This window comes from Xylophilus sp. GW821-FHT01B05, assembly GCA_038961845.1.
Taxonomy (GTDB): domain Bacteria; phylum Pseudomonadota; class Gammaproteobacteria; order Burkholderiales; family Burkholderiaceae_C; genus Xylophilus.
In genome coordinates, this window is the sequence record CP152408.1 from 3,298,562 (window position 1) to 3,318,199 (window position 19,638).

The 19,638-nt window shown below is 64.9% G+C and carries 18 protein-coding genes and 1 riboswitch; of the genes, 9 read left to right on the top strand and 9 right to left on the bottom strand.

What is annotated here, in order from left to right; translation table 11 throughout:
• Positions 1-99 precede the first annotated feature (99 nt).
• Positions 100-1,827: a tannase/feruloyl esterase family alpha/beta hydrolase gene (locus AAFF27_15290; protein XAH21387.1), complete on the bottom strand. Its 1,728-nt coding sequence runs from the start codon at positions 1,825-1,827 to the stop codon at positions 100-102.
• 238 nt (positions 1,828-2,065) lie between these two features.
• Entirely contained in the window at positions 2,066-2,974 is a 909-nt protein-coding gene (locus tag AAFF27_15295; GenBank protein ID XAH21388.1) for a LysR family transcriptional regulator, read from the bottom strand.
• Between the two features lie 238 nt (positions 2,975-3,212).
• Here AAFF27_15295 and AAFF27_15300 point away from each other — a divergent pair, with 238 nt between their 5' ends.
• Both AAFF27_15300 and AAFF27_15305 read left to right on the top strand, forming a co-directional pair.
• Positions 3,213-3,989 carry an SDR family NAD(P)-dependent oxidoreductase gene (locus AAFF27_15300; protein ID XAH21389.1) on the top strand — a complete coding sequence of 259 codons (777 nt, stop codon included), beginning with the start codon at positions 3,213-3,215 and terminating at the stop codon, positions 3,987-3,989.
• A 189-nt stretch (positions 3,990-4,178) separates the two neighbouring features.
• Complete coding sequence (locus tag AAFF27_15305) at positions 4,179-4,550, top strand: hypothetical protein (protein ID XAH21390.1); 372 nt, start codon at positions 4,179-4,181, stop codon at positions 4,548-4,550.
• Here the strand turns inward: AAFF27_15305 and AAFF27_15310 are convergent.
• A complete protein-coding gene (locus AAFF27_15310) occupies positions 4,461-5,180 on the bottom strand; it encodes a GntR family transcriptional regulator (GenBank protein XAH21391.1) in 720 nt (239 codons plus the stop codon). The two genes, AAFF27_15305 and AAFF27_15310, sit on opposite strands and share 90 nt — an antisense overlap.
• An 84-nt stretch (positions 5,181-5,264) precedes the next feature.
• On the opposite strand from AAFF27_15310, the gene AAFF27_15315 reads away from it, so the two are divergent.
• Genes AAFF27_15315 through AAFF27_15340 form a run of 6 tightly spaced genes read left to right on the top strand, consistent with a single transcriptional unit; the run spans position 5,265 to position 11,947 of the window.
• Positions 5,265-6,287, top strand: coding sequence for an Ldh family oxidoreductase (locus AAFF27_15315; protein ID XAH21392.1), 1,023 nt, complete (start codon positions 5,265-5,267; stop codon positions 6,285-6,287).
• A gap of 41 nt (positions 6,288-6,328) precedes the next feature.
• Positions 6,329-7,534 (top strand): iron-containing alcohol dehydrogenase, encoded by a 1,206-nt coding sequence (locus tag AAFF27_15320; GenBank protein ID XAH26248.1) that lies wholly within the window; start codon positions 6,329-6,331, stop codon positions 7,532-7,534.
• Between the two features lie 30 nt (positions 7,535-7,564).
• Positions 7,565-9,013, top strand: a complete 1,449-nt coding sequence (locus tag AAFF27_15325) for an NAD-dependent succinate-semialdehyde dehydrogenase (protein XAH21393.1) — start codon at positions 7,565-7,567, stop codon at positions 9,011-9,013.
• Between the two features lie 41 nt (positions 9,014-9,054).
• On the top strand, positions 9,055-10,140 hold the full coding sequence (locus AAFF27_15330; GenBank protein XAH21394.1) for an isocitrate/isopropylmalate dehydrogenase family protein: 1,086 nt from the start codon (positions 9,055-9,057) through the stop codon (positions 10,138-10,140).
• A gap of 47 nt (positions 10,141-10,187) precedes the next feature.
• Positions 10,188-11,174, top strand: a complete 987-nt coding sequence (locus AAFF27_15335) for a tripartite tricarboxylate transporter substrate binding protein (GenBank protein XAH21395.1) — start codon at positions 10,188-10,190, stop codon at positions 11,172-11,174.
• 50 nt (positions 11,175-11,224) lie between these two features.
• The gene (locus AAFF27_15340) at positions 11,225-11,947 is read left to right on the top strand and encodes a haloacid dehalogenase type II (protein ID XAH21396.1); all 723 of its coding nucleotides are present in this window, start codon (positions 11,225-11,227) and stop codon (positions 11,945-11,947) included.
• 5 nt (positions 11,948-11,952) lie between these two features.
• Here AAFF27_15340 and AAFF27_15345 read toward each other — a convergent pair whose 3' ends face one another.
• The 6 genes from AAFF27_15345 to mntP all read right to left on the bottom strand — a co-directional run bounded on the left by AAFF27_15345 (position 11,953) and on the right by mntP (position 17,225).
• Positions 11,953-13,125: an ABC transporter substrate-binding protein gene (locus AAFF27_15345; protein XAH21397.1), complete on the bottom strand. Its 1,173-nt coding sequence runs from the start codon at positions 13,123-13,125 to the stop codon at positions 11,953-11,955.
• A 55-nt stretch (positions 13,126-13,180) separates the two neighbouring features.
• Entirely contained in the window at positions 13,181-13,888 is a 708-nt protein-coding gene (locus AAFF27_15350; GenBank protein XAH21398.1) for an ABC transporter ATP-binding protein, read from the bottom strand.
• Positions 13,875-14,639 (bottom strand): ABC transporter ATP-binding protein, encoded by a 765-nt coding sequence (locus AAFF27_15355; protein XAH21399.1) that lies wholly within the window; start codon positions 14,637-14,639, stop codon positions 13,875-13,877. Before AAFF27_15355 ends, AAFF27_15350 begins: the two co-directional genes overlap by 14 nt.
• Positions 14,632-15,633, bottom strand: a complete 1,002-nt coding sequence (locus AAFF27_15360) for a branched-chain amino acid ABC transporter permease (protein ID XAH21400.1) — start codon at positions 15,631-15,633, stop codon at positions 14,632-14,634. Before AAFF27_15360 ends, AAFF27_15355 begins: the two co-directional genes overlap by 8 nt.
• Positions 15,633-16,499, bottom strand: coding sequence for a branched-chain amino acid ABC transporter permease (locus AAFF27_15365; GenBank protein XAH21401.1), 867 nt, complete (start codon positions 16,497-16,499; stop codon positions 15,633-15,635). Before AAFF27_15365 ends, AAFF27_15360 begins: the two co-directional genes overlap by 1 nt.
• A 150-nt stretch (positions 16,500-16,649) precedes the next feature.
• Positions 16,650-17,225 (bottom strand): manganese efflux pump MntP, encoded by a 576-nt coding sequence (gene mntP, locus AAFF27_15370; GenBank protein ID XAH21402.1) that lies wholly within the window; start codon positions 17,223-17,225, stop codon positions 16,650-16,652.
• A gap of 28 nt (positions 17,226-17,253) precedes the next feature.
• Positions 17,254-17,408, bottom strand: a riboswitch (yybP-ykoY riboswitch).
• A 245-nt stretch (positions 17,409-17,653) separates the two neighbouring features.
• On the opposite strand from mntP, the gene AAFF27_15375 reads away from it, so the two are divergent.
• Positions 17,654-19,456, top strand: a complete 1,803-nt coding sequence (locus AAFF27_15375; protein ID XAH26249.1) for a M14 family metallocarboxypeptidase — start codon at positions 17,654-17,656, stop codon at positions 19,454-19,456.
• The last annotated feature ends 182 nt before the right edge of the window (positions 19,457-19,638 follow it).

Here is a 19,638-nt window from a genome sequence, read left to right on the forward strand (position 1 = left end):
ATGCGGGATTGCGACCCCCAAGCGGTTGCACCGCCACTTGGTCGACGGCGCAACGAGCTGATTGCCGAGCCCTTCACACTTCTCGGCCACGGTGCGCGCCTACTCCGTCACACAGTTGAAGTTCTGCGCCGAGTTCACGTCCGCCGACCCGTGGTACCGGGGCCAGCTGGGATAGGGGCACAGAGGTCGGGTGCGCTCCGGCACTGCACCTTTGTCGGCCACAACTTGCTTGCCAGGGGCGGTACCTTTCTCGACCCAATCCTCCAGTGCCGTCACCGAGTCCCAGCCGGCGTTGAACACGTTGCTGACTACATGGCCGTACCCCGGAATTTCGTAATAGCGGATGAAGCTGTCCACCTTGGCTGCGCCCATGGATTTGCGCACGCGTTCATAGAACTGCGCGGTGGCGCGCGTGCTCACTAGAGCGTCCTGGGAGCCGTGTGCCATCAGGATTTTTCCGCCCTTGGCCATGAACGGGGTCAGGTCGCTGACGTTGACGTCTTGGACACGCGTGAGGTCCAGGATGCGCTCTCGCCACGGACCGGGATCCTGCGGATCCAACGCGAGCGAATTGAAAGTGGGGTCACGAGTGACGAAGTACTTTACCCACTGGTCCCAGAACGTGCTGCCGAACGGCGGCATCGCCGTGGCGGTTACTGCGGGCATCGGGTTCGCCGGCTGCTCGGTGCCAAGAGAAAGGGTCAACACCGTCGGCTGCAATGGGCCAGCGCCAGGGTTGCCGAAGTCCGTGCCCCAGGTGTTGAAGCCAGGATAAGTACGCTCACCGCTAGCGACCGCATAGTCCAGCACCAACGGCGTGTTCAATATATTGAAGGCCGCGATCTGCGCATCGGAAAGGCAAAAGTCACCCGCGTCCACACCACCCTCACAGCGGATCGGTGCGCCGTTGAGCGTCGCGGTGACAGGGTTGAAGCTGGCATTGCAGGCCTTCACGTTGCTGATCAGGCCGTCGTCGACACCGTCCAACGCGTCGCACGCAGCGACGGCTGCGTTGTACAGCACCTGGCGCTTGGCGAGGTTCGGGTAGGCCCCTGGCTTGGCCAGCTCACGTGTCATCCGGCCGAATTGCAGGTTTAGGGTGGCTGCGTTCCAGGCCGGGTACAACACGATAGCGCCGTCGAAGTCCTGCGGCCAACGTGTCACCGCGAACAGCGCCTCCCTGCCGCCGGTGGAGCCCCCGGTGAAGTAGGTCTTCGTCGCAGTCGCCGCATAACGAGCCGTAATAATCGTCATCGCCACGTCGCGCGTTTTCTTGAGGGCGTCGCTGGAAAAATTGTTCAGCGCCTCGTCGCTCAAGCCGAAAGTGCCATCCCGGTTGCCATTGGCATTGGCCTGGTGACCGGAGTCACTGCCGAACGTGGCATAGCCTCGCCCAAGCGGAGTTTGCTTGTCGGCCGGGCCGGCGGGCACGTTCAACGTGCTCGGGGCCATGATGCCGTTGTACCCACCGCCCGCGAACATCATGGCCTTATTGTTCCAGGCAACCGGCAGGTTCACTTGGAACTTGATCTTGGGTGCGCGCGAGTCGACCGGGTTGATGTCACCCAGAACCTTGCAATATTCCCCGACAGCGGCTGCGCCAATACCTGCTGCAGGAACGAGCTCCGTGCTGGTCACGCTGGCGCCATTCGTCGGCATGCCGATGGTCGACCAAGGGATGACCATGCCGTTCAGTTCCTGGCAGTCTTTCGGGGAGGCGAACTGCGCCGTTGGAGGACGATCAAACGTCGTGCCGCACGCTGACAAGGCGGCGACGACAACCATCGCGGCGAGAGCGTTCATCACCGCCGAATCGCTTAATTTCAACTTGCGTCTCCTCGGAGGACTGAGCTTGAATGCGAACCGCTAGAGAACTCAATCCGACGAGGCCTGCGGCAGCGTGGCTCTTTTCAGTATCGCGAGGGCGCTTCTGCTCTGCAACGGCGATTGGCGCAACCCCATCGTGCATGGATGCACGATGCTGCCCTGCGACTGCGCCGGGGCCCCAGGTGCAATGGGCCGCCCTGCGCCCACCCTATGCCCTCCGTAAGGGGAAGCACGAGATTCAGCCCGTGCTCGCTTCGAAGAGCTGTGGCTCCTTCAACACGAGCTGCCGGATGTAATCCCAAGTCAGTCGTACTCGCCGGATCTTGAAAAGGTCTTCGGGAGCGGCGAGCCAGAGGGTCCGCGTGACCTGTGGGTTGCCCGGAAACACACTCACGAGGTCAGAGCGCGCCCCAACGACATACGGAGTGAGGAGAACCAAGCCCATTCCAGCTGCTGCAGCCTCGCGTTGCGCAAGAATGCTGGTCGAGGAGAAAGCACGCTTCGGACGAGCCACCACTTCTTGGAGAAAGCGGAAGCGCTCGCTCATCAAGCCGTCGTGCACGTAATCCACAAATTCGTGCGTGGCGACGTCTTCCATGTCGCGGATGGGCGGCCGGCTCGCGAGATATTCGGGCGAACCGTACAGGTAATAGTTCATATCGAGCAGTCGAGCCACCTTGTAGCGGCCCACTTGGGGCGGCTCCACGGTAACGAGGATTTCGACTTCCCGCGTGGCGAGGCTGGGGAACTGCGGTTGTGCCATCAGTTCGACATGCAAGTTGGGGTGAAGCGCTCTAAAAGGTCCCAACCGGGGAGCGAGGACGCAAATGCCAAAGGCCTCCAACGTACCGACCCGAACGGTGCCCGCAACTTCGTTCGCGTTGGATCGAGTCTCGTCCATCGCGTCGAGGAGTGCACTCTCCATGGCCTCCGCGTGGGGGACGAGTGCGCGACCGGCGTCTGTCAGCACATAGCCGTTGCGGCGCCGGTCGAACAGCACGGTCCCTAGCTGATGCTCGAGGCGATCAATACGACGCGATACGGTCGAATGCTCAACCTGAAGCCGCTCGGCCGCGAGAGTGACCTTTTCAGTCCTTGCGACCTCGAGAAAGTACCGGACGTCAGTCCACTCAGGAAATTTTGGCATGTCTCTTCGTGCTTTTTTGCACCATAGTTTTGCATGGTTTGCCGTAGCTGCGAAGAGGAGGAAGTCAGATACTGCTGCCGACAGTGCTGATTCGTGGACGCATCCTGCTCCGAGCGGCAATACAGGAGACGTAAACCATGAACGCTGCCGATTGGCCAGTGCGCGATGAATTGAGAGACCACCTAACGGCGCTGGCCGATCTGCGCAAGGCGGGGGCACACTGATGTCAAAGCCTCAAATGGCGCAACGCCTCAAGGTGGCGGCCGTTACCGGTGCGGGGTCCGGCATCGGCGAAGCAGCCGCGATGAAGCTGGCGGAAGATGGCTTTCACGTCGCCGTCATCGACATCCAGAGCGACAAGGTCAGCGCCGTGGCGCGGGCGATCGAAGCGATCGGGGGGCAGGCTCTTGCGCTGGTGATGGACGTTCGACAGGCCGACTCGGTCGATCGGGCTTTCGAGGCGATCGAGAAGTGGCGAAAGTGCCCGGACGTTTTAGTGAACAGCGCCGGGATCATCAACGTCGTGCCGCTGCTTGACTGCCAGGCAAGCGACTTCAACACCATCATGGAAGTGAACGTGACTGGTACCTTCCTGTGCGCGCAGCGTGCAGCCAAAGGAATGATCGCCCAGCGGTACGGACGCATCGTTAATCTGACCTCCATCAGCGCCGAACGCGCCGGCATCGGCAGGGTTGCCTATGGCACGTCCAAGGCCGCCGTCGCAGGGCTTACTCGGCAACTCGCGATGGAGCTTGGTGCCTACGGAATCACTGCAAACTCAGTCGCCCCGGGCCCAGTCAGCACCCCGCTGACCGAGGAGATCTACACGCCCGACACGAAGCGCGCGTTCGAGAACATGATTCCGGCGAAGCGCCTTGGGACGGTCGGTGACGTGGCGAGTGCTATCGCCTTCCTCGCCAGCGAGCCAGCCGCTTACATCAACGGCGTGCTGCTGGCCGTAGATGGAGGTTACCTCGCCGCCGGTGTAGGCGTGACCGCAGGACTGCAATCCTGAGCGGGCACTGGAAGCAGTTGCCTTGGAGAAACGCATGGTCGACTCGAAAATGTGGTCGACCATGCCGACGGTACTCGGTGCCTGCCCGGATTCATCAGCCGCGCGTTCCACGTCGCAACATTGGGCCGGCCCTGGCGTTGCCCGAGGACATGCTGACCAATCTTGTGTCCGTGCCCGACCAAGGAGGCCATGGACGGCCTGGCCGCTGAACTGCAGCGCGCCGATCGGCCATTGCTGGTACTGGGCGGTGGCGGGTGGACGCGCGAGGCCGGTGCCAACATCATTGCCTTCGCAACGAACTTCGACCTGCCGGTCGTCTGCGCATTCCGCCGGCAGGACAAGCCATGGACGGCGCACCGCGCCATAGAGATCGTAGACACGTTCTCAAACGTCCAGCACTTTGCGGAACTTCGGCCCCAGCAAACAGGAATGGCGCACATGTACCCCCGGGTTGCCGAGGCAAGCACCCATTCAATCAGGCTGAAAGAACGGCGCCATGCGCTGCCGGGAACATTCCAGGTGATGCCGCATTGCGTCATGCGCCTGCTCGGCATTGCCTGAACGCAGCGCCTCGACGATGAGCGCATGCTCATGGATCGCCTCCTGCGTCACCTGCACATGGAAGCGCAGCCGAAACAGATGCATATGCGAATGCAGGCGGGCTAATGTCTCGACGATGAGGTCGTTGCCACTATGGCGGGCGATCCAGTTGTGGAACTCGGCATCCTGCACTGCGAACTTGCCATAGGCCACCTTGGCGTCATCGGCATCGGGCCGCTCCATGCCGGCCACGATGGCATCCAGCTCTACATCGTCCTTGGCCTGCAGCCCACGCGCCGCCAAGAAGGCGGCGTGCGGCTCCAGCAACAGGCGCATTTCGTAGATCTGCGAGAAGCGGTTTTGGCTGGGCATGGGCGCCGCGCTGTAGCCAATGTTGTGGGTCTTGACGACCAAGCCCTCGTTCTCCAGCCGTATCAGGGCGGCGCGGATGGGCGTTTGCGACACCCCCAGGTCGCGCACTAGCGCATCGATCGCGATGCGGCTGCCCGGTGCGATCTTCAGCGAGATCAGTTGGGACAGAAGGCTTTCATAGACCTCGTCACCCAGGGACGCGCGCCGGATCACGCCGGGACTGGCGTCTTGGTCCAGGTTCACCAACAGCTTGCTCAGCTTGGAGTCGACGGTTGACATGGTGAGGCTCCGAAAAGATGGCTTGACACAGGATGGTGGCAACCATACCATTAATTAAATCGTATATCCGATCGGATTTTATATATGGCAGTTGTGGAAGCTATTCCCATCCCCTATCCCACCGTCCAAGCGCACTGCGTACGGGCACTGACAGTTCACGGCGTACCCGAAGACAACGCCCGCATCCAGACAGAACTGCTGCTGGAGGCGGAGCTGCGCGGCCGCCCATCCCACGGCGTGATGCGGCTGCCCCGGGTGATCGAGCGCATCCGCAATGGCGTGGCGGACCCGGTGCAAACCGGCTTGCATACCTGGCGCGGCAGCGCCCTGCTGCAGGTCGATGGCGCCAAGGGCCTCGGGCCGGTGGTGGCGCTTGCAGCACTGCAAGAGCTTTCCTCCCGGGCCCGGGAGACAGGGCTGACCGCCGCCGTCATCCATGACAGCAACCATCTGGGAATGCTGGCGCTGTACGCGGAACGCATCGCGCAGCAGGGACAAATACTCATCGCTCTGTCGACCAGCGAAGCCCTGGTCCACCCCTGGGGCGGGCGGCGCGCCTTGATCGGAACCAACCCGATCGCGATAGGCGTGCCCGCCAAGCCCCTGCCCTTCGTGCTCGACATGGCGACGAGCGCGGTATCCATGGGGCAGATCCACGACTACGCCACCCGCGGCCGGCCACTGCAGCCCGGCTGGGCGCTGGACTCGCGCGGGAACCCAACGGTGGATGCGCAGGCGGCTACGTCCGGCGCGATCGCCCCCTTCGGCGATGCCAAGGGCTATGCGCTGGGGCTGGCTTTCGAGGTGATGGTGGCGAGCCTGACCGCGTCAGCCACGGGCACGCAGGTGTGCGGCACCCTGGACTCCCGGCAGCCGTGCAACAAGGGCGATGTCTTCATAGTGCTGGAACCCGCATCAAGTGCGATGGCGGACCACATCACCGCGTACCTCGACGAGATCCGCGCATGCGCTCCGCGCGATCCCGGCAAGCCGGTGGTCGTGCCCGGGGACCGCGCCCATATGCAGCGTGAACGCAGCCTGCGCGACGGCCTGCTGCTGGCCCCATCGGTATGGGACGCGATCTGCGGCCTTGCCCAATCCACTTGACCCTCCAGACGACATCCACCATGAACGAACTCTTTGGAGCCATGCGCGCTCCCCGAAATGTGCTCTTTGGCGACGGACAGCGATTTGCCGTGGGCAGCGTTGCCGCAGCGATCGGAAGGCGGGCCCTGGTATGCACGGACGAACGCTTCGCCGCCTCGGCCCCCATGCAGGAGATCCTCGACAGCCTGCGCCGCGAAGGTGTGGAAGTCCTGGTGTCCACGCACACGCTGCCGGAGCTTCCGGCGCGCAGCATTGCGGCCTGCGTCGAATTCGCCCGCGCCTTTGCGCCAGAGGTGGTGCTGGGCCTGGGTGGCGGCAGCTGCATGGACATGGCCAAGCTGGTCAGTCTGCTGCTGACGCATGGCGGGCCGGCAAGCCAGTACTACGGCGAACTGAAGGTGCCGGGCCCCATCATTCCCGTGATTGCCATCACCACCACGGCCGGCACCGGGTCAGAAGTCACGCCGGTGGCGGTGATGGCGGATGAATCCCGCGATCTGAAGGTAGGTATCTCCAGCCCGTACCTGATCCCGCACACCGCCATTTGCGACCCGGAGCTGACCCGCTCCTGCCCGCCGGGCCTCACGGCCATTTCCGGCGCCGATGCGCTGACCCATGCCATCGAGGCCTTCACGGCGGTGGAGCATCCACGCACCCCACTGCTTGCACAACAGCGCGTGTTCGTTGGCAAGAATCTCTTCAGCGACCAATGGGCGCTGACGGCCATCCGGGCCATTGCAGAGTTCCTGCCTCGAGCTATGAGTGATGGCGACGATGCGCACGCGCGCTCCATGGTGATGTTTGGCGCCGTCTCCGCCGGCCTGGCCTTCGGTGCGGCGGGCACGGCGGCGGCCCATGCCATCCAGTACCCCGTGGGCGCCCTGACCCACACCGCCCATGGCCTGGGCGTGGCGGCGCTGCTGCCCTACGTGATGGCCTACAACGCAGCGCACTGCCTGCCCCAGCTCGGGGAAATCGCCCGCGCCATGGGCAGCACAGTGAACGATGGCCCCGTTGCGCTCGCCGAGGACGGCATACGCAGGGTGCGTGCCCTGCTGTCGGGCATCGGCGTGCCGCGCACCCTGGCCGAGCTTGGCCTGGCCGAAGACAGGCTGGGTTGGGTCGCTGAGCAATCCATGCTGTCGGCGCGGCTCGTGAACAACAACCCCCGGCCGCTGCAGGTCGCCGACATGCAAGCGATCGTCGACGACGCCTACCACGGCCGGCTCCGCCCCATCGCAGCCTGAACCATTCTTTCCCTGAAACCTTCACCTCCCATGTCCACTCTTCCATTCGACGTTCCCACCGAGCTTTTCATTGCAGGCCAATGGCGCCCCTCTGCGTCGGGCCGGCGCATCGATGTCACCAACCCGTCCACCGAAACGGTCATAGCAAGCGTGGCCAACGCCACGGTAGACGAAGCGCTGGAGGCGGTGGATGCGGCCGCAGCGGCCGCCCCGGCATGGGCCGCCACGCCACCGCGCAAGCGCGGCGAGATACTGCGGCGCGCCTATGAACTCATGGTGCGCGACGCAGAGCCCCTGGCACAGCTCATTTCCCTGGAGAACGGCAAGGCACTGGCCGATGCCCGGGGCGAAGTGGCTTACGCGGCGGAATTCTTCCGCTGGTTCGCGGAGGAAGCCGTTCGCATCAATGGCGACATCAGCGTGTCCCCTTCGGGCACGAGCCGCATCATCGTCCAGTACCAGCCGGTCGGCGTCGCCTTCCTGGTCACGCCCTGGAACTTCCCGGCGGCCATGGCCACGCGCAAGATCGGGCCGGCGCTTGCCGCGGGCTGCACATGCATCCTGAAGCCGGCCACGGCAACCCCTCTCACGGCCCTGGCGGTCGCACGCCTTCTTGCTGAAGCCGGCGTGCCCGATGGCGTGGTGAACGTCATCACGACCTCGACCGCCGGCAAGATCGCCGACGTGGTGCTGGACGATCCGCGCGTGCGCAAGCTCTCTTTCACGGGCTCCACCGAAGTGGGCCGAATCCTGCTGCGCAAGGCCGCCGACTCGGTGGTCAACTGCTCCATGGAGCTGGGCGGCAATGCCCCCTTCATCGTGTTCGATGACGCCGACTTGGGCGCCGCCGTCGAAGGTGCCATGGTGGCCAAGATGCGCAATGGCGGAGAGGCCTGCACTGCAGCGAACCGCTTCTATGTGCAGCGCGGCATTGCCGAGGCGTTCACCCAGGAACTGGCCAGGCGCATGGGCTCACTGAAGGTGGACGACGGCTGCAAGGAGGACACCCAATGCGGCCCCTTGGTCAACGCCGCCGCGGTGCGGAAGGTAGCTTCGCTGGTGGACGACGCCGTGGCCAAGGGCGCGCGCGTACTGACCGGCGGCAAGCGCCTGGACCGCGCAGGATATTTCTACATGCCGACCGTGCTCTCGAACGTTCATGCAGAGGCCGACCTGCTTGGCGAAGAGATCTTCGGCCCCGTCGCCCCCATCGTCGTGTTCGACGAGGAAGGCGAGGCCATCACGCAGGCCAATGCAACCGAGTATGGTTTGGTCGCCTACGTGTTCACCCGCGATCTGGCACGCGGACTGCGCGTGTCGGAATCTCTCGAAACCGGCATGGTGGCGCTGAACCGCGGCCTGGTGTCTGACCCGGCGGCCCCCTTTGGCGGCGTCAAGCAAAGCGGGCTCGGGAGGGAAGGCGCGCACCATGGGCTGCTGGAATTCATGGAGGCCAAGTACATCTCCACGAACTGGTAACTAGTCACTGTCATTGGAAAGCACTGGAGACATCAACTCACATGGCCAAATACGAAATCGCAACCCTCGACGGCGATGGCATCGGACCGGAAGTCTGCCAATCAGCCACTACGGTGTTGGCGCAGGCATGCGGAGCGGACCTGCTGCGGTTCTCGCGCCACGACGGCGGTGCAGGGCACTACGCGCGCACAGGCAAGGTACTGTCCGACGAAACCTTCCAGGCCTGCAAGAAGGCGGACGCCATCCTGCACGGTGCCGCCGGCCTGCCCGGCATCACGTATCCCGACGGAACCGAAGTTGGCAACGACCTTCACCTGCAACTTCGCTTCAAGCTGGACCTGTATGCCAACGTCCGCCCCATCCGGCTATACCCGGGCGCCAAATCGCCCCTGGCCGACTGGAAGCCGGGGCAGATCAACTATGTGATCGTGCGCGAGAACACGGAAGGCCTCTACGCCAGCCGGGGCGGCGGTATCGTGCTGCGCGATGAGGTCGCGACCGACACGATCGTCATCACCAGGAAAGGCGTGGAGCGGGTGGCCCGCTTCTCGTTCGACCTGGCCCGCAAGCGCAATGGCGCCCCCCGGGATGGCAAGCGCCGCGTCACGGTCTGCGACAAGGCCAACATTCTTCGCAGCTACGCCTTCTTCAGGAAGGTGTGCGACGAAGTGGCCCAGACCTACCCCGACGTGGAAGTGGACTACGCCTACGCGGACGCCATCACGGTCCACATGGTCAAGAAGCCTGATTTCTACGATGTGATCGTCGCGGAGAACATGTTCGGCGACATCATCTCCGACCTCGGCGCGGCCACCATCGGCGGCATGGGGCTGTCGGCCTCGGCCGAACTGGGCGACCACCATGGGCTGTTCCAGGGGGCGCATGGCTCCGCCCCGGACATCGCCGGCCAGAACGTCGCCAGCCCATTCGCCACCATCCTCTCGGGAGCGCTGATGCTGCGCTGGCTTGGAGAAAAGTACCAGGACCCCAGCCTGGTCGATGCCGCCGCACGCGTGGAGACCGCTACAGAGAACGTGCTCGCCGAAGGCCGCGTCCTGCCCCGGGACATCGGCGGAACCTCCAGTTGCACCGAGATCACCGAGGCGGTCTGCCGTCAATTGTCCTGACCCCTGCCAGCACGCAGGCCGAAAAGAAAACCCAAGGAGACAAATCCGTGTTCAAGAAGTTCGCACTACTCGCTGCGCTTTGCCTGTCGTTTGCCGCAGCCCATGGCCAGGTGGCGGCTGATCGTCCCATCACCTTGATCGTCAATGTGCCACCCGGAGGCAGCTCCGATGCGCTGGCACGCCTGACAGCCACCATGCTGGGCAGTCAGTTGAACCGCTCCATCGTGGTCGAGAACGTCACCGGCGCCGGTGGCCTGGTGGGCATGCAGAAGTTCCTGCGCGCCCCCGCTGACGGCGCCACGCTGCTGTTCATCAATCAATCACTGGTCATTCTTCCGCACCTGCATCCCAAGTCGGCCTACAACCCATTGACCGATGTGGAGCCCATCGGGGTCGTCGCCAAGGTGCCCATGGTTCTGTCGGTGAGCAACGCGGGGGGCGTGAAGAACCTCGCGTCACTCATCGAGACAATGAAGAAGTCCCCAGGCAAGATCAACTTCGGCTCTGGCGGCCCCGGCACGACGGCGCACTTGGCAGAGGCGCTGTTCCTCAAGCTTGCCGACGTTCAGGCAGAAATGATCCAGTACCGGGGCTCCGGCCCGGCGCTCAGCGACCTGATGGCTGGGACCATCGACGCGGTGATCGACCAGACCGTGACCATGCTGCCGCTGCACAAGGACGGCCGGGTGAAGGCGATCGCGGTCAGCGGCGGTGCGCGCCTGCCGCAGAACCCCGAGATCCCCAGCTTTGCTGAGGCGGGCTTGCCCGAGTTCGATCTGAGCATCTGGAATGGCGTGGTGGCCCCGAAGGGAACGCCGCCGGACCTCGCCGCCAGGCTGGCAAGCGCCCTGGCCGTAGTGGTGTCCAGCCCCGATTTCAAGAGCCGACTGGCCAGCCTCGCGGCGCAGGCGCCGACTGAGAACGAAAAGGGGCCAGCGTACTTCCGTCGCGTGATTACGCAGGACAACGAACGTGTTGCCGATCTAGCCAAGACAGGGGCATTCGCCAGTACGACGGGGGCGATGGGCAAGTAGCAAGCACAGGTGTGTGTCCCGCATTCCGGCTTTCGCGCAATACTGCAGCCATGACCTCACACACCATCAAAGCCCTGGTATTCGACGTGTTCGGCACCGTGGTCGACTGGCGCAACGGCGTCGCGCACGAAGCCGCTGCCTTCCTGGCGCGGCACGGTGCCGGCCACCGCGACGCCTATGCCTTCGCCGACGCCTGGCGCCGCCGCTATGTACCAGCAATGGACGAGGTGCGCTCCGGCCGTCGCCCCTTCACGCGGCTGGACGTTCTGCATCGGGAAAACCTGCTGGCCGTGTTGCCGGACTTCGGTATTGATCCGGCCCATGTGCCGGCACAAGAGATCGAGGCGCTGAACCTGGCCTGGCACCGACTGGACCCATGGCCCGACGCCCTGCCCGGCCTGCAGCGGCTGAAGGCGCGCTTCATCATCGCGCCGCTGTCCAACGGCAACATCCGCCTCATGCTGGACATGGCCAAGCGCGCTGGAATTCCGTGGGACGCAATCCTCGGCGCCGAGGTGGCGCAGGCCTACAAGCCCGCGCCGGAGGCCTATCTGCGCACGGCCGAGGTGCTGGCGCTGGCACCGGGCGAGATCTGCCTGGTGGCCGCACACAACGGCGACCTGGCCGCCGCCCGTGAATGCGGCCTGCAAACCGCCTTCGTACCGCGGCCGACCGAGCACGGCCCCAACCAGACGACAGACCTGCAGCCGGCACAGGCCTGGGATCTGGTGGCGCCAGACTTTCTTGCACTGGCGCAACAACTGGGGGGCTGAGCAACCTATTTCATCAGGTCGCTCAGGCTGACCGGCTTGATCTTGCCGCCCTCCACCGTGGCCACCACAGGGTCTACCAAGGTGCCGCCGGTGGCATCTACGCCGCGGAATTCACCGGCGTTCTGCTCCTTGGGCATGGTCGCCAGCGCGTCGCCGAGCTTGCTGCGGATGGCGGCCACGTCGGTGGTGCTGCCGGCCAGCTTCATCGCCAGAGCCAGTGCATGGGTGAGCGCATAGTTGTAGGAAGACTCGGTGGTCGGATCACGATCAGCGCCATAGGCCTTGCGGTAGGCCGCGCTGAAGGCCTTGGCACCGGGCCGTTCGTCATAGGACACTGGCAACACGCCAATGGAGCCCTCCAGCGGCGCCAGGCCGCCGGTGACCTTGGCCATCTCGTCGAGTTTGGCCTGGTCCATGATCAGGAACCCACCTTTGAAGCCCAGTTCACGTGCCTGCTTGGCCACCAGCGCGGTCGGCTCGGACGGGCCACCGATGAAGAGAACATCCGGCTTCTCCGCCAACACCCGGCTCACACCGCTGTAGAAGTCTGCCGAGCGGTTGTAGGACATGGGGTTGTTTGAGGCGATGGCGCCGCCTGCCTTCTCCCATGCCGGGCCGAACAGCTGCGTCCAGTTCTTGGCGTATTCGTGGTCGCCCGGCAGCATGCCCACGCGCTTGCCAAATTTCTTCATCTCATAGCGGATAAAGGGCTCTATGTAGGAGTTGAAGGTCGGCGGGATGCGGATGGTGAGCTTGTTGCCCACTTCGGTGATCTTGGGTGTGCTGGAGTAGGCCATGACGATGAACTTCTCCTGCTCGTTGAAGGCCTGCATCGCGTAAATGCCGCCCGAGTGCGGCACGAACACGGCCGGCGTCTGGTGCTGCTGAACCAGGCGGCGCGCATTGATCGCAGCGTCGGCCGGCGAATACTTGTCGTCCAGGGCGACCAGCTCCAGCTTCACCTTCTTGCCCGCCACCTCCAGGCCCGCGGCATTGATTTCCTTGATGGCCATCTCCATGCCATTGACCACGTTCTTGCCATAGAGCGCAGCGCCGCCGCTCAGCGGCCCGGTGAAGCCGATCTTCACCGTGTCCTGGGCGTGGGCCAGCGCACCTGTCAGCGCAAGCACCGAGGAAACCAGCGCCAGCCTGCGGGCCGAAGAGGGAACGAGCTTCATGGTGAGTCTCCTTGTGTAAAACCTGGGCGACGGAACGGGGCAAGCCCCGCAGGCGTCATGCGCCGATATAGGCGGCGCGCACCGCCTCGTTGTGCAACAGCGAGTCACGATCGCCTTCGAGCGTGATGCGCCCGCGCTCGATCACGTAGGCGCGGTGCGCAATGGCCAGCGCAGAGAACGCGTTCTGCTCAGCCAGCAACACTGTGGTGCCGGCACGGTTGATGCGCTGTATCACCTCGAACACCTGCTTGACCACCAGCGGGGCCAGGCCCAGCGAGGGCTCATCCAGCAGCAGCACCCTGGGCCGCCCCAGCAGGGCCCGCCCGATCGCCACCATCTGTTGCTGGCCTCCGGACAAAGAACCTGCAGGGTCGTTCTGCTTCTTCTCCAGGATGGGAAAGAGGCCAAACACCTCGTCCAGCGAACGCTGGATGCCGGCCTTGTCGCGCCGGTGCACATAGGCGCCCAGCGTGAGGTTCTTGCGCACCGACATCATGGGGAACAGCTTGCGGCCCTCAGGGCAATGCACCAGCCCATGGCCCACGATCTGCGCCGGGCGCATGCCGGCCAACTCTTTCTGCTCCAGCCGGATACGCCCCTTGGTCGGTCGCCGGATACCGCTGGCGGCCATGAAGATCGAGGTTTTTCCTGCCCCGTTGGCCCCCAGCAGCACCACCAGTTCGCCCGCTGCGGCATGCAGGGTGACGCCCTCCAGCGCACGGAAGCTGCCGTAGTGCAGGTCCACATCATCAAACCGCAGCATGGTCCGCCCCCAGGTAGGCCTCGATCACCTGCGGGTCGCGCCGGATCTCGGCCGGTGTGCCCTCGGCGATCTTGGCGCCGTTGTTCAGGACCACGATCTTGTCGGCCAGCCGCATGATCATGTCCATCTTGTGCTCGATCAGGCACACCGTCTTGCCATGGTCCACGAGCTTGCGGATGAGCGCCGCAAGGCCCACGGTTTCCTCCGGGTTGACGCCGCCGGCCGGCTCATCGAGCAGCAGCAGCTCCGGGTCGGTGGCCAGTGCAAGCGCAAAGGCCACGCGCTTACGCTCTTCCTGCGTGATGTCCGCCGCAATGCGGTCGGCCAGGTGCGACAAGCCGACGAAGTCCAGCGCCTGCAGGGCCTTGTCGCGGCACAGGCGCTCGTCCTGCTGCAGCCGGCGGCTGTTGACCAGTACGTCCCACAGCCCAGACCGGGTGCGCAGCCGGTGGCCGACGATCAGGTTGTCGAGCACGGTGGCGTTGTCAAACAAATGCGTGGTCTGGAAAGTGCGCGCGATACCAAGCCGCGCCACACGGTCCGGCCGCAAGCCGGTGACGTCCTGCCCCTTGTAGAGGATGCGCCCCGAACTCGGCCGGTGGGTGCCCGCCACCAGGTTGAAGAAGGTGGTCTTGCCCGCCCCGTTGGGACCGATGATGGCGCTGACCTGGCCACGCTCGAAGCACGTGGATATCTGGTCGACGGCCGTCAGGCCGAAGAAGCGCTTGGTGAGTGCGTTGATCTCAAGCATGGCGCTCTGCCTGGTTGCGCGCACCGTGCGGACTGGCCTGTGCCCGCGCCGCATGGGCACGGCGTGCACGGTGCTTGAGCCAGGTGCCGACGATGCCGTCCGGCAGGAAGATGATCAGCAAGATCAACATCGGCCCGAACACCACCATGCGGTAGTCCTGAAGGAATTGCAGGCTTTGGGTAAGAAAGGTCACCAGCGCCGTACCCACCAGCGGCCCCAGCAGAGTCCCTATGCCGCCCACCAGGACGAACATCACCAGGTCGAAGGTCACAGCCTCGCTGGCAAGGTCGGGCCCCAGGAAGCGCACCTGGCCCGCATACAGCGCGCCGGCAATGCCCGCGTAGGTCACCGACAGCACAAAGGAGAGCGTCTTGGTGCGCATCAGGTTCACGCCCAGCGCCTCTGCCAGCTCGTCGCTGTTGCGCACCGCCATGAAGCTGCGGCCCAGCAGCGAGCGCACGATGCGCGCCATGACCCAGATGCCCAGCGCCAGGAAGGCCAGCACCAGGTAGTACTGCGACAGCGGCGTGCCGAACTGCAGCGGCCCGATACCCGTCGGCGCAGGGATGCCCATGATGCCCACCGTCCCGTGCGTCAGGCTCTCCCACTTCTCTATCAGCAGGAACATGATGTAGCTCACACACAGCGTGAAGATCGAGAAGTAATGGCCCTTGAGCCGCAGCGACAGGATGCCGACGAAGAAACCCAGCACGGCCGTCACCATGCCCGCCAGCACGAAGGCGATCCAGTAAGGCACCTGATGGTCCACCGTGAGAATGCCCACGGCATAGGCGCCCACCGCCATGAAGGCGCCATGCGCCAGGTTGAACTGGCCGGTATAGCCCGTGATGAGGTTCAACCCCAGCGCGGCAATGGCCATGATGAAGGCCTGCGTGGCCACCGAGACCAGGTAGTTGTTCTGCGCCGCCAACGGGAATGCGATGGCCAGCAACGCCAGCACGATCCATCCAGCACGCCCCTGCAAGACTTGCATCAGCGGGCTCCTTTCGCCACGAACAGGCCATGGGGCCGGAACGACAGGATCACCACCAGCAGCACGAAGGCAATGATGTCCTTGTAGTCGGTCGAGAAATAGAAGCCGCCAAAGCTCTCTGCCATGCCGATGATCAGGCCGCCGACGATGGCCCCGGGGAAGCTGCCCATACCCCCCAGGATGATGATGACGAAGGCCTTGGTGATCACCAGGTTGCCCATGCTGGGATAGACCAGATTGATCGGCGCGTAGAGCACGGCCGCCACCGCAGCAAGTGCGCCCGAGATGGCGAACACCAGCAGCGTGACGCGCGTGGCGTCAATGCCGACCAGTGCCGCGCCGTCGCGGTTCTGCGCCATGGCGACGATGGTCGAGCCCAGCACGGTGTGGTTGAGGAACAGGTGCAGCAGCACCATGAGCCCGAAGGCCGCACCAATGATCAGCAGCCGCTGCAATGGGGCCGTCAGGCCAAAGACCTGCACGATCTGCCCGTAGGGCGTCGGCATGCGATGGAAGTCCGCCCCGAACAAGGCCTGCGCGCCCGCCTCAAGGAACAGCAGGATGCCGATGGCGGCAATCATGTCGTGCAGCTCCGGGGCATTGCGCAGCGGATGAAAAACCAGACGCTCGGCCAGCATCGCCAGCACTGCCACCGCAGCCGCAGCGCCGGCCATGGCCACCCAGTAGTTCATGCCCAGCACGGCCATGAGGTAGTAGGCGACGAAGGCCCCGGCCATGTAGAAGGCCCCATGCGCGAAGTTCGGCACATGCAGGATGCCGTAGACCAGCGTGAGGCCCAGCGCCACAAGGCTATAGACGCCGCCTACGGTCAGGCCGTTGAGAAATTGCTGAAAAAACAGTTCCACGTCGGTCCTCGCAAGGCCTCCCGCAGTAGCGCGCCAGGCCGGCGGCCACATGAGGAAGAAGCGGCGGATTGTGGAGGTCCGGGCCAGGACCAGTGACTATGGTTTGCCCGGACACGGTCACGCAGGAGACTCGCCTGCGCGCCGCGCGGCTCAGCCGGCTGCGCCGCTCAGATGCTCGAAAAGAATGAAGGCACCGATGCCGATCAGCACCAGGCCGCCAGCCATCTCGGCACGGCGCCCGACAATCTGGCCGAGCACGCGCCCCAGCATCACGCCCAGCGTCACCATCACCAGGGTGGCGGTGCCAATGGCGGCAGCCACGGACAGGATGTTGGCGTCGATGAAGGCCAGGCCCACGCCCACGGCCATCGCATCAATGCTGGTGGCAAACGCGGTGACCGCCAACAGGGCGAACGAATGGCGGGTTGGCCTCTCCTCCTGCGCCTCCTCGGGCCGCGTCATGGCGGCCCAGAGCATGCGCAGGCCCAGAGCAGAGAGCAGAACGAATGCGATCCAGTGATCCCAGGCCGCAACGTAACGAGCGGCTGCCAGCCCGGCGGCCCAGCCAATGACCGGCGTGATGGCCTCGATGCAGCCGAAGATCAGACCGGTGCGCAGCGCCTCGCCGAACCGGGGCCTGTCAAGTGCCGCGCCTTTGCCAATGGCGGCAGCAAAGGCATCAGTGGACATGGCGAACGCCAGCAATGCCGTGGAAGCGAAATTCATGGAGTGGGAGAAAGCAAGGGCCGGTTGGAGACGCCACGGCATGCCCTGCACTCCGGCCTTGCCGTGCATACGCATACCGCTGGTCTCGCCAACCTTTCGGCTACCCACGCCACGGCACACAGTGCCGAGTATGTTGACGTGGGCGCTTCCGCAAACCGGAAGCAGGCTACTCCCCAAAAGAGGCCGGAAGTGTATCACCCGCCTCATAGCGCCTGACAGTGCTTGACCCTGTGCAAGGTGGTAACAATCGCCCCTGGTAGCGGGCGGTAACATCCCCGCGATATTCATTTCCACGCCGGTCCGCTCATGGGAGCCGCCGTGTCCCAATGCCCGAGGAGAATCGCATGTTTACCCGCGCCAGCCCAGCAGCCCGTTCCACATCCGGACTCCTCCATCCGCAACGCCAACCCTCCGGCAAGCCGGCATGGATGCATGCTGCGGCGTGGGCCATACCACTGGCCTTGCTGACGGCCTGCGGCTCGACGCCGCTCCCTCCTTGGCAGCCTGGCCAGGAGGCTGCGGGCGCCCGCCGTCCAACGCCCGGGGTCGTGGTGCGGCCGGCGCCGCCAGTCATCGACATGTCGCCGCCGGGGGCCGTCGTCACGCCGGTCTCGCCATCTGGCCTGCAGACCGTACCGGGCAGCGCTGCGCCGCCGGACGCATTGGCGCCCCCGCCCTACTTGGACGCCGTGGCGGCGCGCTTTCCCGATCCATCCGTGCGCTACAGCACGCCCGGCCTGCAGCCTGATCGCAGCAGCTTCACCACCAACGCCGAGGTCCACGCCTGGCTGAGCAGCCTGTCTGCGACGGCGTCCGGCGCCGGTGGGGCGCGTGCCGGCCTTCTGGCCATCGGGCGCTCCCAGCGCGGCGAACCGCTGGAGGCCCTGGTGATCACGCGCTCTGCCAACACCGAGCCCAGCACGCTGCTGGCCGATGGCCGCCCTACCGTGCTGCTGATAGGCCAGCAGCACGGCGACGAGCCGGCCGGCAGCGAAGCACTGCTGGTAGTGGCCCGCGAGGCGTCGCAAGGCTTGCTCGAACCGCTGCTGAACCGCATCAACGTGATCGTGGTGCCCCGCGCCAATCCTGATGGCGCGGCCGCCGGCACCCGCACTACCGCCAACGGCATCGACATGAACCGCGACCACCTGGTGCTGCGTACGCCAGAGGCCCAGGCACTGGCCCGCCTGGTGCGGGACTATCGGCCGATGGTCGTGGTCGACGCGCATGAATACACGGTGGTTGGCCGCTTCCTGCAGAAGTTCGGCGGCGTCCAGCGCTACGACGGCCTGGTGCAGTACGCCACCACCGGCAATCTGCCGGAGTTCGTCACCAAGGCCTCCGAAGAATGGGTGCGGCGCCCCCTGGTCACGGCGCTCAACCGCCAATCCCTGAGCAACGAGTGGTACTACACCACCTCCACCGACCCGGAGGACAAGCGCGTCTCCATGGGCGGCGTGCAGCCCGATACCGGCCGCAACGTCAACGGGCTCAAGAACACGGTGAGCCTGCTGCTGGAGACCCGCGGCGTCGGCATCGGCCGCCTGCACATCCAGCGCCGCGTGCACACCCATGTCACGGCCGTGGCCAGCGTGCTGCAAAGCACGGCGGCGCGTGCCGATGACCTGAAGCAGCTGCGCTCCTTCGTGGAGCGGGACGTGAGTTCCCTGGCCTGCCGCGAGGACGCCGTGATCGACGCCGGCCCCACGCCGGGCCGGCGCACGCTGCTGATGCTTGACCCGCAGACCGGCGCAGACCGCAGCATCGATGTCGAGTGGAATTCGTCGCTCGCGCTGCGCACGCTCAAGTCCCGCAAGCGGCCCTGCGGCTACTGGCTGTCGGCCGCGGCGGCACCAGCAGTCGACCGGCTGCGCATGATGGGCGTGCAGGTGATGCGCGTGATGGAGCCCAGCTCGCTGCTGATGGACACCTACCGGGAAACCGCACGCACCACTGGCGCACGCGCAGACGTACGCGGCACGGTGGCCGACGGCGGCGCGGGTGACAGCACGCGCGTGGAAGTGGCACTGAGCCGCAGCCTGATCGACATACCGCAAGGCAGCTACTACGTGCCACTGAGCCAGCCCTTGGGCAACCTTGCCGTGGCGGCACTGGAGCCCGACACGCAGAACAGCTTTTTCGCCAACCATGTGATCGAGAGCCTCGACTCTTCGGCGCGCGTGGCCGGCCCGCCGCCGGCATCGCTGCGCCTGGAAGAGCTGCAACCCTGAGAGGGTCTTGCTGCCAGCTGCCGATTTTGGTGAAAAGTGCCATTTTCCCAGGCGCAGCCTGGGCTTTAAGCTATATATTTAATAGCAATAAAGCTTTACCGATGGCGGGCCTCCAACGGCCGCCGCCTGCACGTGGGCGCCTGCTTCGTCCTACAGCAGGCAGACAGCCGCGTGCCTAAGCT

Coding starts and splice junctions, on each gene's coding strand:
- AAFF27_15300 (XAH21389.1), top strand. CDS start 3,213: ATGGCGCAACGCCTCAAGGTGGCGGCCGTTACCGGTGCGGGGTCCGGC.
- AAFF27_15345 (XAH21397.1), bottom strand. CDS start 13,125: ATGAAGCTCGTTCCCTCTTCGGCCCGCAGGCTGGCGCTGGTTTCCTCG.
- AAFF27_15325 (XAH21393.1), top strand. CDS start 7,565: ATGTCCACTCTTCCATTCGACGTTCCCACCGAGCTTTTCATTGCAGGC.
- AAFF27_15355 (XAH21399.1), bottom strand. CDS start 14,639: ATGCTTGAGATCAACGCACTCACCAAGCGCTTCTTCGGCCTGACGGCC.
- AAFF27_15295 (XAH21388.1), bottom strand. CDS start 2,974: ATGCCAAAATTTCCTGAGTGGACTGACGTCCGGTACTTTCTCGAGGTC.
- AAFF27_15360 (XAH21400.1), bottom strand. CDS start 15,633: ATGCAAGTCTTGCAGGGGCGTGCTGGATGGATCGTGCTGGCGTTGCTG.
- AAFF27_15375 (XAH26249.1), top strand. CDS start 17,654: ATGCATGCTGCGGCGTGGGCCATACCACTGGCCTTGCTGACGGCCTGC.
- AAFF27_15320 (XAH26248.1), top strand. CDS start 6,329: ATGCGCGCTCCCCGAAATGTGCTCTTTGGCGACGGACAGCGATTTGCC.
- AAFF27_15310 (XAH21391.1), bottom strand. CDS start 5,180: ATGTCAACCGTCGACTCCAAGCTGAGCAAGCTGTTGGTGAACCTGGAC.
- AAFF27_15340 (XAH21396.1), top strand. CDS start 11,225: ATGACCTCACACACCATCAAAGCCCTGGTATTCGACGTGTTCGGCACC.
- AAFF27_15315 (XAH21392.1), top strand. CDS start 5,265: ATGGCAGTTGTGGAAGCTATTCCCATCCCCTATCCCACCGTCCAAGCG.
- AAFF27_15305 (XAH21390.1), top strand. CDS start 4,179: ATGGACGGCCTGGCCGCTGAACTGCAGCGCGCCGATCGGCCATTGCTG.
- mntP (XAH21402.1), bottom strand. CDS start 17,225: ATGAATTTCGCTTCCACGGCATTGCTGGCGTTCGCCATGTCCACTGAT.
- AAFF27_15350 (XAH21398.1), bottom strand. CDS start 13,888: ATGCTGCGGTTTGATGATGTGGACCTGCACTACGGCAGCTTCCGTGCG.
- AAFF27_15330 (XAH21394.1), top strand. CDS start 9,055: ATGGCCAAATACGAAATCGCAACCCTCGACGGCGATGGCATCGGACCG.